Origin of the sequence: Mesorhizobium sp. M0088, assembly GCF_040322895.1 — a bacterium.
In the GTDB taxonomy this organism is placed as follows: Bacteria; Pseudomonadota; Alphaproteobacteria; order Rhizobiales; family Rhizobiaceae; genus Mesorhizobium.
Window position 1 is genome coordinate 165221 of record NZ_JAMYUI010000013.1, and the last position, 13044, is coordinate 178264.

Annotated in this window: 13 protein-coding genes; 4 read left to right on the forward strand and 9 right to left on the reverse strand. The window is 64.2% G+C overall.

Going from position 1 to position 13044, the window contains the following annotated elements:
• Window positions 1–118: 118 nt before the first annotated feature.
• Window positions 119–1114: a cell division protein FtsX gene (locus NKJ67_RS17520; protein ID WP_027038121.1), complete on the reverse strand. Its 996-nt coding sequence runs from the start codon at window positions 1112–1114 to the stop codon at window positions 119–121.
• Window positions 1107–1766, reverse strand: coding sequence for a cell division ATP-binding protein FtsE (gene ftsE, locus NKJ67_RS17525; protein ID WP_010911739.1), 660 nt, complete (start codon window positions 1764–1766; stop codon window positions 1107–1109). Before ftsE ends, NKJ67_RS17520 begins: the two co-directional genes overlap by 8 nt.
• Before the next feature lie 191 nt (window positions 1767–1957).
• Here ftsE and NKJ67_RS17530 point away from each other — a divergent pair, with 191 nt between their 5' ends.
• The 3 genes from NKJ67_RS17530 (at window position 1958) to NKJ67_RS17540 (ending at window position 3614) form a co-directional block, all read left to right on the forward strand.
• A complete protein-coding gene (locus NKJ67_RS17530) occupies window positions 1958–2602 on the forward strand; it encodes a hypothetical protein (protein WP_127271081.1) in 645 nt (214 codons plus the stop codon).
• Between the two features lie 23 nt (window positions 2603–2625).
• Window positions 2626–3168, forward strand: a complete 543-nt coding sequence (gene hpt, locus NKJ67_RS17535; protein WP_023811104.1) for a hypoxanthine phosphoribosyltransferase — start codon at window positions 2626–2628, stop codon at window positions 3166–3168.
• Between the two features lie 74 nt (window positions 3169–3242).
• Complete coding sequence (locus tag NKJ67_RS17540) at window positions 3243–3614, forward strand: response regulator (RefSeq protein WP_027038124.1); 372 nt, start codon at window positions 3243–3245, stop codon at window positions 3612–3614.
• Here the strand turns inward: NKJ67_RS17540 and NKJ67_RS17545 are convergent, their stop codons facing one another.
• Window positions 3615–4562, reverse strand: coding sequence for a DMT family transporter (locus tag NKJ67_RS17545; RefSeq protein ID WP_164753801.1), 948 nt, complete (start codon window positions 4560–4562; stop codon window positions 3615–3617).
• Window positions 4563–4784: 222 nt separating this feature from the next.
• Here NKJ67_RS17545 and NKJ67_RS17550 point away from each other — a divergent pair, with 222 nt between their 5' ends.
• Window positions 4785–5666 (forward strand): LysR family transcriptional regulator, encoded by an 882-nt coding sequence (locus NKJ67_RS17550; protein ID WP_352582056.1) that lies wholly within the window; start codon window positions 4785–4787, stop codon window positions 5664–5666.
• Here NKJ67_RS17550 and NKJ67_RS17555 read toward each other — a convergent pair.
• From NKJ67_RS17555 to argH, 6 genes are all read right to left on the reverse strand, one after another.
• Window positions 5645–6016 (reverse strand): glyoxalase superfamily protein, encoded by a 372-nt coding sequence (locus NKJ67_RS17555; protein ID WP_352582057.1) that lies wholly within the window; start codon window positions 6014–6016, stop codon window positions 5645–5647. The two genes, NKJ67_RS17550 and NKJ67_RS17555, sit on opposite strands and share 22 nt — an antisense overlap.
• A gap of 111 nt (window positions 6017–6127) precedes the next feature.
• Window positions 6128–8716 (reverse strand): TIGR02302 family protein, encoded by a 2589-nt coding sequence (locus tag NKJ67_RS17560; RefSeq protein ID WP_352582058.1) that lies wholly within the window; start codon window positions 8714–8716, stop codon window positions 6128–6130.
• A gap of 235 nt (window positions 8717–8951) precedes the next feature.
• A complete protein-coding gene (locus tag NKJ67_RS17565) occupies window positions 8952–9893 on the reverse strand; it encodes a threonine/serine dehydratase (protein WP_352582059.1) in 942 nt (313 codons plus the stop codon).
• A 39-nt stretch (window positions 9894–9932) separates the two neighbouring features.
• Entirely contained in the window at window positions 9933–11201 is a 1269-nt protein-coding gene (gene lysA, locus NKJ67_RS17570) for a diaminopimelate decarboxylase (RefSeq protein ID WP_352582060.1), read from the reverse strand.
• 63 nt (window positions 11202–11264) lie between these two features.
• The gene (gene lptM / locus NKJ67_RS17575) at window positions 11265–11471 is read right to left on the reverse strand and encodes an LPS translocon maturation chaperone LptM (RefSeq protein WP_023811112.1); all 207 of its coding nucleotides are present in this window, start codon (window positions 11469–11471) and stop codon (window positions 11265–11267) included.
• Window positions 11472–11612: 141 nt separating this feature from the next.
• Window positions 11613–13013: an argininosuccinate lyase gene (argH, locus tag NKJ67_RS17580; RefSeq protein WP_127271598.1), complete on the reverse strand. Its 1401-nt coding sequence runs from the start codon at window positions 13011–13013 to the stop codon at window positions 11613–11615.
• Window positions 13014–13044: the final 31 nt, after the last annotated feature.

Sequence of the window (13044 nt, forward strand, 5' to 3'; positions counted from 1 at the left end):
AATGCGGCTTTGGGTAGGTAAAGACGCACTTTGCGTTACGTGAATTCTCCATCCGTGATCACCCTGTCCTATCTATGTCGTTGTCCCAAAACCGGTTCCCACTTTTGGGCGACATGAATTAGCCTGCATCCGGCTGGCGGACATCGATGTCGCTGAGATAGGCAACGACGGTGGCGTGGGACGTGGCAGCCGTCAGTCCGCCGATCACCAGCACCATCAACACGACACCGAGATAGCCTGCCGAACCGATGGCGAAATTGCCGAACAGGGCGGTCGCCTGGTCGGCCTGCGGCGTCGCCATATTGCGCGACGACCACCAGGAAAAGACGATGAAGACGAGCACTGCCGCGGCACCGCCAGCCGCCGCTCCCTTCATGCCGGTGACCAGGAAATGCCGGCGGAATTCGCGTGCGATGAAGCGTGCTTCGGCGCCGACGAAATGCAGCACTTCGATGATGTGACCGTTGCCGGCCATGGCGCCGCGCGTCGCGAACACCACGGTCAGCACGGTCGCCGACAGCATCAATGCCAGCACGGCAATGCCGATGGTCACCGTGGTGCGGGCCATCGCTACCAGCCGGTCGACCCAGGTGCGGTGATCGTCGAGCGATGCGCTCGGCAGTTTCGGCGTGATCGCGGCGCGCATGGCAGCGAAATCGGGCGGGCTGTTCTCGTCGATGGTGACGATGATCAGGCGCGGCACGGGTAATTCATCGATGTTGAGCCCCGAGCCCAGCCAGGGCTCAAGGAGCCTCGCGGTCGCCTCGCGGTCGATGATCCGGGTCGTCTTGACGCCAGGGAATTCCCCGGCGATCTGGGAGGCCTGGGTAAGGGCTGCTTCCATGTCGAGGCCGTCGACCGGCTTGATCTGGATGGTCGCCTCGCGCGAAATCTGGTTCTCCCAGACGGACGCTGTGTCGCGCACCAGCGTCACTGCGCCGAAAGTCAGGCAGGACAGGAAGGTCATGATGGCGATCACCAGGACCAGTGCCCGGCCGGCGATGTTCTGCGCCGGCACGATCGGCGCCATCCTGCGCTGGGCGCGGGGCTTTGCCTCGGTCGCCTCGGCGTCCTGCTCCCGTTCCACAAAATGTTCGGCGGACAGTTCAGTCATAGATGTCCAGCCTTCCGCCGGCCAGGATCATGCGGCGCGCGTCGACCTGTTCCATCAGGCCAAGGTCGTGGGTGGCGATCACCACCGCGGTGCCGAGCCGGTTGAGCTCGATGAACAGCCGCAGCAGGCGTCGCGCCAGAGGCGGATCGACATTGCCGGTCGGTTCGTCGGCGAGCAGGATTTCCGGCTGCTCGATCAGCGCCCGCGCGATCGCCGCGCGCTGCTTCTCGCCGCCGGACAGAACCGGCGGCAGCACGTGCATGCGCTCGCCCAGCCCGACCCACTTCAACAGTTCGGTGACATCGGTGCGGTAGCTCGCCTCCTCGCGCCCGCGCACGCGCAGCGGCAGCGCGACGTTCTCGTAGGTGGTCATGTGGTCGAGCAGGCGAAAATCCTGGAAGACCACGCCGATGCGGCGGCGCAGATGCGGCAATTCGGTGCGCGAGATGCGCGAACGGTCCTTGCCAAAGATGGTGATCAGCCCGCGCGTCGGCTTCAGCGACATGAACAGCAGGCGCAGCAAGGTCGTCTTGCCGGCGCCCGAAGGCCCGCTGAGGAACTGGAAGGAGCGCTCCGGGATGTGCAGGGAGATGTCGCGGAGGATTTCCGGACCCATGCCATAGCGGAGGCCGACATTTTCGAAACGAATCAATTTCGACGACCTGAATTTCGGCACGGCGGCGAGCCGGCCTGTTCTGGGTAAAGACCATCGGCCGGCATGGTTAACCGGCGGTTAATTTCTGGGCTCTTTCGGCTCGTCACGAGGGCTCCGGTGGGGAAGCGTTAACCATTTGTGTTTACGCAAAGAAACGAAAAGCGAACACGTGCTGCAATGCTGGGGCCATGATGGCTGACGATCGAACCGCGCGCCCGGTTTCCGGCGAAATCATGACCGATCCGGCGGCAATTGCCGCAGCGGACCGGTTCATGCGTGGTTCGGCCGCCGACATCGTCGATGCCGACTACGTGGTGATGCCGCGCCTTGCGCCTGCCGTGGAGAGCGTTTCGCCGCTGCCGCGCGCGATCGTCATGCCACCCGTCGCGGGCATGGACATGCTGCGCAAGCCCGAGGCCCCGCCGGAGCGGCTACCAGCCTCGCGCGGCGGGCCGATCTTCTGGGTCGCTGGCATCGGCGCTGCCTTGGCCGCGTTCTGGGTCTCCGGCGGGCACGCGCTGGTGCGCCAGGCGCCGTTCCTGTCCAGCGCGCAGGCGTCGGCGCTCAGCATTTCGGGCGTCACGTCACGCGTCGACGCTACCGGGCCGAACGCCGCACTGTTCGTCGATGGCGAGGCCGTCAATGATGGTGCGAAACCGACGGAGTTGCCGCCGCTCGAAATCCGGGTGACCGGCAATGACGGGCAGACTACCCGCTATACGTTGGGGACATCCGGCCGTTCGCTGGCGTCTGGCGAAAGATTCGGCTTTGCCAGCCGGCTCGACGTGCCTAGAAACGGTGTGAAGACCGTGTCGGTCACTTTCGCCGAATAGGCGATCACCGGGGAAGACCATCAATGCCCATCGTACGCGGCAAGGACATCGAGGTTCTGTTTTCAGCATCGGCGATCGCGCGGCGCAATCTCGAGCTCGCCAAGGAGATTGCCGGACACGACTATCACGATCTGCTGGTGATCTCGGTGCTGAAGGGCTCGTTTATCTTCGCCGCCGATCTTATCCGGGCCATGCACGATGTCGGCCTGTCGCCGGAGGTCGAATTCATCTTCATCTCCAGCTATGGCGCCGGCACCAGCAGCGGCGAGGTGAGGGTGCTGCGCGACATCGACAATGAGGTCGCCGGCCGCGACGTGCTGCTGATCGACGACATTCTCGAATCGGGGAAGACGCTGAGCTTTACCCGCGAGCTGATGTTGTCGCGGGGCGCCAAGAGCTGTTCGATCGCCGTGCTGCTCGACAAGCGCATGCGCCGCCAGACCGAGCTCAATGCCGATTATGTCGGCTTCGACTGCCCCGACTATTTCGTCGTCGGCTACGGCATGGATGTAGCCCATGCTTTTCGCGAGTTGCCGTTTGTCGGTGTCGTCAAAGGGGATGTCTGAGCGGCAACAAAAAGGTTTGCTGACGCTGCGCGCTTTCAGGAAAAGTCAACTTTTGGCGGCCAAATATGCCGGCCATGGCAAAGCTTCTGATCGTCGAGGACGATGAGTCCGTCCGCACCCTGGCCGCCCGCGCGCTTGAACGCGCCGGGCACACAATCGATATCGCGGCGGACGGCGCGCAGGGACTTTCGCTGATCCAGGCGGCGCGTGGCGGCTACGATCTCGTCGTCTCCGATATCCGCATGCCGGAGATGGACGGCATCGAGATGGCGATCGCGGCTGCTGCATTGTTTCCGTCGATCAAGATCGTGCTGATGACCGGCTATGCCGACCAGCGCGAGCGCGCCGAGGAATTGAACGGCATCATCCTCGATGTCGTGCAGAAGCCCTTCACGCTGGCCGAAATCCGTTCGCGAGTCGAGCGGGCGCTGATCTGCTTCGCCTGATCAGGCTGGGTCGGCGGCAGCGAGCACGGGTGGAACATTCTTGCGCCGTTCGGTGTTGAGCGCCAGCAGACCGGCGCCGATAATCAACGCAGCGCCGATCACCGTCGTCGACCGCGGCACCTCGGCGAAGAACAGGAAACCCCACAGCGGCGACCACAGGATGCCGGTGTATTCGAAGGTGGCAACGCGGTTGGCCGGCGCCATCCGGTAGGCCTGCGACAGCAGGATCATGCCGGCGGAGGCGACGAAACCGCAGGCCGCCATCTTGAGAAAATCTGGCAGCGTCGGCCAAAGCCATGGCCGTACCAGGAATTCCAGGCTCGGGTGAACGGCGTGTGTGATGCCGGCCAGGTGAAACGCCCCGGCAACCACGGCGGCGCCGACCAGATAGGCGCCGTTCTGATAGAAGGCCATGACGGTGGACGATTCAGTATCGCCGATCTTGCGGGCCATCAGCTGCGAAAAACCATAGAGCGCCGCCGAGCCCAGCGACAGCAGCGCTGCCCAGTCGAACAGCCCTGCGCCGGGGCGCAGCATCACGAGGACGCCGAACAAGCCGATCAGCACGGTTGCCAGTGTCTGCCAGGAGACGCGCTCGCCAAGGTACGGTCCGGCCAGCACCATGATGAACAGCGGCGCCATGAAATAAAGCGCCACCGCATCGGCGAGCGGCAAAGCGGCGATGGCCAGGTAGTACATCGTATAGGAGGTGAACTGGATGAAGGCGCGCACCGTCAGCATGCCGAATCGCTTCGAAAGGATCGCCCGCAAGCCGACATCGGCATGGACCAGAACGATCAGGATAGGCAGGGCGACGATCGAGCGGATCGCCATCACCTCGGTCACCGGATAGCCGCTCGACACGGCTTTGACGAGCGGATCCTGCAGCGAAAAGACCAGCACGCCGAGGCACAGGCTCAGGATGCCGCCCACCATCCGATTCTGCATCTGCATCCAGGCTCCTGCGCGCACGACCCGAAGCTGCCGCCGGCGGGGTAAAAAGAACCCGCCACCGTTTCGGGCAGCGGGCACGAGTGAGGACTCTTGATTGGTCCGCGGCTGATTTCGCAGCCGCATATCCAATGGGTATAGCGACTATCGTCCGCCATTTGACATGTTGCAAACGAATTGGAATGATACCAGCAATCAAATTCTCTTATGGCGGATTTCATGCGGCCGACCCTCGACAGCGACCTCCTGCGAACCTTCGTGGCGATTGCCGAGACCGGCAATTTCACCAAGGCGGCGGAGCAGGCCGGCCGCACCCAATCCGCGGTGTCAATGCAGATGAAGAAGCTCGAAGAGCTGATCGGCGCCAGCCTGTTCGAGCGCGGTTCGCGCGGCGTCGCGTTGACGCGGCGCGGCGGCGAACTCATCGTCAACGCCCGCCGCATTGTCTCGCTGCTCGACGAGACGTCGGCATCGATGGCGGCAGCGCCGCTTGGCGGGCCGGTGCGCATCGGCATTCCGGAGGAATATGGCCACGCCATCCTGTCGCGCGCGCTCGGCGCCTTCTCGAAGCGTCATACACAGGTCGAGGTCACCGTGCGCTATGCCCATTCCGGGGCACAGATGGCGGCGCTCGCTGCCGGCGAACTCGATCTGTGCGTGGTGTTCGAATGGCAGGATCCCGCCGGCGGCGAAGTGCTGATGCACGACCCGACCGTGTGGGTGACGTCGACCCTGCATCACATGCATGAGGAACAGCCGGTGCCGATCGCGCTCTACAACCGGGCCGGCTGGTGCAAGGACTTCGCCATCAAATCACTGGAGCAGCGCGATCTTGCCTATCGTGTCGCCTATACCAGCGACACCACCGGCGGCCTCAAGCTCGCCGTCACCTCCGGACTGGCGATCGCGCCGATTTCGCGCAGCAACATTCCGGACGGCTGTCGTGAACTGACCATAGCGGACGGATTCGGCGCCATCGATTCCTCCAACGTGGTGATGCACCGCAACCCCAATGCGTCAGGTGAGGCGATCGACGGCATGCAGGATGCGATCCGCGAAGCCTTCGTCAACAGGCTCAGTCAGCCAGCGACATCCTCGTAGAAATGCAGCCTGTTGCCGAACGGATCGGCGACCGATACCTCTCGGGTCTTCCACGGCGTTTCTTCCAGGCCCGGCCTGGCAAAGCGGTAGTTTTTGCCGATCAGTTCGCCATGAAGAGCGGTGATGTCCTCGACCTCGATGCGCAGGGCGATGCCGGGTGCACCGTCGCCATGATGTTCGCTGAGATGCAGAACGCAGCCGTCGCGGCCGACCGCCATGTAAAGCGGCGCGTCGTCGGCGAAGCGATGTTCCCACTGCACCTCGAAGCCGAGGAAGCCGACATAGAATTCAAGCGCCTTGGCAATGTCGAAGATGCGCAGGATGGGTGTGACAGCGCCAAGTCTGGGCATGGTGGTGCACCCGTGCGAGAGGTTTTCAGGTGGGATGGACGCGGGCGGCAATCCCTTTGTTTTTTCGCAATTCCGGACGGAAAACCGCTTCACAATTTTCCTGGAATTGCTCTATTTCAGCTCGAGCAGCCGTTCCAGATAGCTGCGTTCGATGTCAGGGCTGAGCGCATTGCCGAGCCGCTTGCGGATCGCTTCCAGTATCTGGCGGGCGCGCTGCACGTCGATCTCGTCGGGCACCTTAACCGAATCGCCGAAATCCGGGCCCTGGCTGGCGCGCGGCCGGCCGAGCGGATCACGATCGGCGTTCTGCTGGCGGCCGCCTTCCTCGCCGCCGCCCTGGTCGCCCTGCATGGCCTGCATCTGCTTCATCATGTCCTTGGCGCCCTTGCGCAGCGCTTCCAAGGCCCGGCCCTGATGACCGACGGCCGCATCGCCTTCACCCTCGCCGAGTGCCTGTTCGGCATTGCCCATGGACTTGCCGGCCTCGCCAAATCCTTCATTGGGCTCCATACCCATGCCTTCGAGGCCCTTCTTCAGCTGATCGAGGTCGCTTTGCAGCTGGCCCTGGCCCTGCTGCAGCTGTTTCAGCGCATCGGCGAATTCCTGGGGTGTCATCGGCTTTTGCCGGGCGAGCGGATCGCGGTCTTCGCCGACGCCGGGTCTGTCCTCATCTTGGCCGCCTTCGCCGAGCTGCTCGTCACGGTTCTGCCCGCGCTGGCGCTCGCCGCGCTGCATCTGATCCATGCGGAAGGTGTCGTTCATCATCTCCTGCTGACGCCGCAGGATCTCACCCAGCTTGTCCATCTGCTGGCGCATCTCGCTGTCCTGCTGGCCGCCTTGCTGCTGACGGCCGGCTTGCAGATTGTTCATCATGTCCTGCAGTTGCGACAGCAGTTGCTGGGCCTTGTCGCGATCTCCGGACTTCGCCAGGTTTTCGATCTGGTCCATCATGCGATCGATGTCGCTCTGGCGCAGTTCTTGGCCGTTCTGCTGCATCTGCGGGGCGTTGGGATTCTGCTTGGCGCGCTCCGCGAATTCCTGCAGGAACTGGTTCATCGCCTCGCGCAGTTCCTTCATCGCCTTTTCGATTTCGGCGTCGCTGGCGCCATTCTTGATGGCGTCCTGCAGCGCCTGTTGCGCCTGGCGCAGCCGCTTTTCGGCGGCCGAAAGATTGCCTTCCTCGATGCCGAGCGCGATTTCCCAGAGATAGGAGACCTCGCTGCGCAATTGATCGTCGCTCTCGGCCATCTTCAGCCGGGTGCGGGCGCTCATGATGGCGAGATAGTGGGACATGTTGTCGAACGTATCTTCCGGCCGCAGTGTGATGGCGTCCATCAGGTCGAGCACGCGCGGCTTGGCGTTGGCGTCGAGCGCCAGCAGGCGGCGCTGTTCGATCACGGCGCGTGCCAGCGGATTGGTGAAAGGCCGCTCCGGCATCAGCAGCGTCTTGGTTTCGCTCGATGCGGTGTGCCCGGCATCATCGGTGGCGACCAGCGTCAGCTTGATGCTGCTGCCGGCCCAGACATGCTCGGTCAGGTCCTTGGAGGTCTTGGCGGCGTTCGACTTGCCGCCGCGGCGCGGCAGCGTCAGCGGCATTTCAGGTGCACCGTACAGCGGGCGCGCATTGGGCGCCTGCGGATCGGCGAGCGCGAACACCGCTTTGGCGGTGGCGGCGCCATAGTCGTCGTCGATCTGGTAGTTTAGCTCGAAGGCGCCGTTTGCGGCGCGCTTGGGCTCGCCGACGAAGCGGATCTGCGGCGGCTTGTCCGATATGACCGCGAAGGCCCAGCGGCCGAGCTGTTCCTCGCCCGACGTCAGCGTCAGCGTGCCGTCGCCGGTCAGCTTGCTGGTGAACTGGCGCAGCTTGGACGGCGCCGCCGGGCTTGCGGCCGGCTTGGCGGCGGCTTGCGGCGCAGCGGGATCGATGGCGCGGGCGTTGCCATTCTTGTCGGCAAAGCCGAGCGTTTCCTCGCCCGAGCCGCCCGTCACGCGCAGCGAAACGTCACTGCCTTCGGGAACGGTAAAGGTCGGGATCGCCTGGTTGGCGTCGGCGGTCAGGAAGATCGGCGGCTTGCCGGTATAGGCCGGTGGCGTCACCCATGCATCGATGCGCGGCGGCACGATATCGCGCGCGCCATGGGCATTGAAGCCGTCGCTGATCCTGCCGCCCGTCGGCCCGAAGGAGAAGGCGAAGGCGGTAACGAGCAAAAGGGCCGCCACCGCGCGCAGCCCCCAGGGGTCGCGCTCCGGCACGCGCGTGCGCGGCAGGTCGGCGCCAAGGTTGTCGAGCTTTCCAGCCATACGCTTCTGGTGTTCGCGCCACAGCGCCTGCGAGAAACTGCTTTCCCGGCCGCTGGGCCGGTCGGTCTGCACCAGCACCGGGCTGTGCAACAGTTGATTGGCGGCCTCGATGCGGCGGTCGATTTCGCCGGCGCCCGGCAGGCGGAAGAAGCGCAGAGGATAGAGCGCCGCCAGTGCCCCGATGGCAAAAGCAGCGATCAGGCCGATGCGCGCCATATCCGGCAGCCGGGAGAACAGCCCCAGCCAGGAGATGCTGAGGAACAGGCTGGCGACGATGACGAGCGGGAGCAGCAACGGCCAGCCGCGCTCGACCATCATCGAGACCCGCGTCGCCAACCGGCTCAAGGCCAGGCGTCCGGCCAGGCCGCGATCACTGCTGAAGGTGGGTCGTTGCGTCATCGGCCCTTCCTTGAGCCTATCCCGAAAACCGGGATGCGGCCTTATCCCTTTGAGCATGATCTGTTCCGAAAGGGATTTCACTTTTCGGGATCATGCTGTGGAGCGGGCAGGATAGCCCGACGCCTCACGACTCAAAGAATACCAGCAAACACGGCAAAGGCGAGGCAGTTCGGAAAAACGTGAAGTGGACCGTTATAGTTCCATCCTGCATACCCTTTAGAAGGCAGCAGGCCCTTTAGAAGGTAGCGGGGTCCGCATTCGCTCCGCAGACCAGCACGGCGACCCGTTCGCCCGCCGCCGGCGCATAGCGGCCCGACAGGACCGCGGCAAAGGCGGCGGCGCCACCCGGCTCGGAGATGATGCGGGCCCGGTTCCACAGCGCCTTCTGCGCGGCGATGATGTCGTCGTCACTGACCAGGATCGAGCGTTCGACAAAGGCTTCGGCAATCGGGAACATCATTTCGCCGACGCGCTTTGGCGCCAGTGAATCGGCGGCGATACCCTCGGCCGGCGCGTCGACGGGGTGTCCGGCCTCGAAGGCGCGATGAAGCGTCGGCGCTCCTTCCGGCTCGACGGCGATGATACGGATGCGGCCGGTAAACCAGGCAGCGATGCCGCCGATCAGGCCGCCGCCGCCGACAGCGACCAGCAGCGTGTCGATCTTAGGCAAATCGCTCTCGATTTCGAGCCCGAGCGTGCCCTGGCCGACGAGCGTTTCCTCCTGGTTGAAGGCATGGATCTGCAAGGCGCCGGTCTCCTCGGCGAACCGTTCGCTGGCCGCCAGCGCCTCGGCGTAGCGGGCGCCGCCGACGATCAGTTCGGCGCCGTAGGAGCGGATTCGCTCCAGTTTGGCTGGCGGGCTCACTTCGGGAACGAAGATGGTCGCCTTGTGGCCGAGCCGCATGGCGGCATAGGCGACGGCCGCGCCATGGTTGCCGCCCGATGCCGCTACGACACCGGCGTCGGGAACCGGCCGCTCCAGGAGATTGGTGAAGGCGCCGCGCGCCTTGAACGAGCCGGAATGCTGCAGGCATTCGAGCTTCAGGTCGACGGCCAGCGGCGGCTGATCGAAGTCGGCCATGTCGACGCGCAGCACCGGCGTGTGCCTGATATAGGGGCGGATGCGCGGTTCCATCGCGGCAATGCGCTCGCGTGTGACGGTGATGCCATTCGTCATGATTGCTCCCTGGGACGGGTAGGTGTGTTTCCGGCGCTCCTATGCAAGCCAGTCGGGCATCGAATCCAGCCCAATCAGGTCGTCATAGGTCGGGCGTGGGCGCACGACGTGGAACCGGTCGCCGTCGACCAGCACCTCCGGCACCAGCAGGCGGGTGTTGTAGGTGCCGGCCTGCACCGCGCCATAGGCGCCTGCGGTGGAGACGGCAATCAGATCGCCGGCCTTCAGCCTGGGCAGATCGCGGTCCAGGCCGATATAGTCGCCGGTCTCGCAGACCGGGCCGACCACGTCGACCATCATGCGCGGCGTGTCGGCCGGCGGCTGCACGACCGGACGGATGTCGTGGAAGGCGTCGTAGAGCGTCGGCCGGATGAGATCGTTCATTGCGGCGTCGACGACGAGGAAGTTCTTGGCGTCGCCTTCCTTCACGAAGATCACTTCCGAGACAAGGATGCCGGCATTGCCCGATATCAGCCGGCCAGGCTCGAACATCACCTTCAGCCCGAGCTTGGTGACATGCTTCCTGACGATCTGGGCATAGGCGTCGGGCAGCGGCGGCGGGTTGTTGTCGATGCGGTAGGGAATGCCGAGCCCGCCGCCGACATCGATATGCTCGATGGCATGGCCGTCCGCCCGCAGCGCACCGACCAGATCGACAAGCAGGGCGAAGGCATCGTCGAAGGGCTGCAGCTCGGTGATCTGGCTGCCGATATGGGTATCGATGCCGGTGATCCTGATGCCGGGAAGCTTTGCCGCGCGGGCATAAACCTGCCGCGCCCGCTGCCACGGGATGCCGAACTTGTTCTCGGCCTTGCCGGTGGAGATCTTCTTGTGGGTCTTGGCGTCGACGTCGGGATTGATGCGCAGCGAGATCGACGCCACCTTGCCAAGGGCGGTGGCTCGCGCCGACAACAGCTCGAGTTCGGGCTCGGACTCGACGTTGAAGCAGAGGATGCCGGCGGCAAGGGCAAAGTCCATTTCGCGCGAGGTCTTGCCGACGCCCGAAAACAGGATCTTGCCGGCCGGAATGCCGGCGGCCAGCGCCCGGCGCAATTCACCTTCCGAAACCACGTCGGCGCCGGCGCCGAGCTTGGCCAGCGTCCGCAGGACGGCCTGGTTGGAATTGGCCTTCATGGCGTAGCAGACCAGCGCGTCGAGCCCGGCAAAGGACTGGGCAAACACCCGGTAGTGCCTGGTCAGGGTGGCCGTCGAATAGCAGTAGAATGGCGTGCCGATCTGTGCGGCGATGTCGGGGATCGCCACGTCCTCGGCATGGAGCACGCCGTCGCGGTAGTCGAAATGGTTCACGAGAGTGGTTCCGGAAGTTGGGGCGCGATGAGATCGGGTTGAAAGGCCCGGCTCTCGTCGGCTCTAGATCAGCGGGTCGAGGATGAATTTCTTGTCCTTGACCGGTTTTTCCGGCTCCGGCGGCACGGGCTGGTGGGCCTTCGAGGCATCCTTGCGCGCCTGCACGGCCGCCTCATAGGGCGTGTCGAGAGCGCCCCTCCTGCCGCAGGCCGAAACGGCCGCGATCGCAACCAGCAGCGTCAGCGTCACCAAAATCCTGCTTCCGGTCATCGATCCATCCGTCCGAAACGTTTGTCAGCCGCCGCTTTTAGCCGAGTTCTCGGCGCATTGCACCCCGGATATTGCTCGTCGCAATATCCGAGATATTGCCCGTCGCAATATCCGGGATATTACTGCTCGCAATATCCGGCATTACGCTTTCGCCAGCCGCTTTTTCCAGGCGCGGATCTGCTTCCTCACTTCCGACGGCGCCGTGCCGCCGAAACTGGTGCGGCTCTTGACCGAGTTCTGCACCGCCAGCACCGAAAATATGTCGGCCGTGATGCCGGAATTGATCGCCTGCAAATCCTCCAGTGAAAGCTTCTCCAGCCCCACCTTCCTGTCTTCGGCCAGCGCCACCGCCCGGCCGGTGACATGATGCGCCTCGCGGAACGGCAGGCCGAGCGTGCGCACCAGCCAGTCGGCAAGGTCGGTTGCTGTCGCGTGGCCGGAGCCGGCGGCCTTCTTCATCGCGGCCGCGTTGACCGTCATGTCCGAGACCATGCCGGTCATCGCCGCCAGCATCAGGTCGAGCGTCTCGGCGGCGTCGAACACCGATTCCTTGTCTTCCTGCATGTCCTTGCCATAGGTCAAAGGCATGCCCTTCATCACCGTCAGCAGGCCGACCAGATGACCGGTGACGCGGCCGGTCTTGCCGCGCACCAGTTCGGCGGCATCGGGGTTCTTCTTCTGCGGCATGATGGAGGAGCCGGTGGAAAACGAGTCCGACAGCCTGACGAAGCCGAACTGCGGCGTCGACCAGATGATGATCTCTTCGGCCAGCCGTGACAGATGCGTGGCGCAGATCGCCGCCACGCCGAGGAACTCGAGCGCGAAATCGCGATCCGAGACGCTGTCGAGCGAATTGCGCATCGGCTCGCGGAAGCCGAGCGCCTTGGCGGTCCGGTGGCGGTCGATCGGGAAGCTGGTGCCGGCAAGTGCGGCGGCACCGAGCGGGCTTTCATCCATCCGCTCGATCGCATCGCGCACGCGCGACAGGTCGCGCGAAAACATCTCGACATAGGCCATGCAGTGATGGCCGAAGGTCACCGGCTGGGCCGCCTGCATATGGGTAAAGCCCGGCATCACGGTCGCGGCATGCTCCTCGGCCCGCTCCAGCAGCGCCTCGATCAGCCCTTTCAACGCCTCGGCGACGCGAAAGCATTCATCCTTGACCCACAGCCGCAAATCGACCGCGACTTGATCATTGCGCGAGCGGGCGGTGTGCAGCCGGCCGGCCGCCGGGCCGATCAGATCGGCGAGGCGCGCCTCGATGTTCATGTGGATGTCTTCGAGCCGTGTCGAAAACTCGAAGCTGCCGGCCTCGATCTCTTTCAGGATCGTGTTCAGCCCGTCAGCGATTTTTTCTTGGTCGGCCGCCGAAATAATGCCCGTTTGCGCTAGCATCTCGCTATGGGCGATCGAGCCTTTGATGTCCTGCGCATAGAGTTTGCGGTCGAAGGAGATAGACGCGTTGATCGCTTCCATGATCGCGGCCGGACCCGAGGCAAAACGTCCGCCCCACATCTGGTTGCTGGTTTTCTTGTCGCTCATGGCTATAACCCGTGCTTCGGAGCAGTTTTGA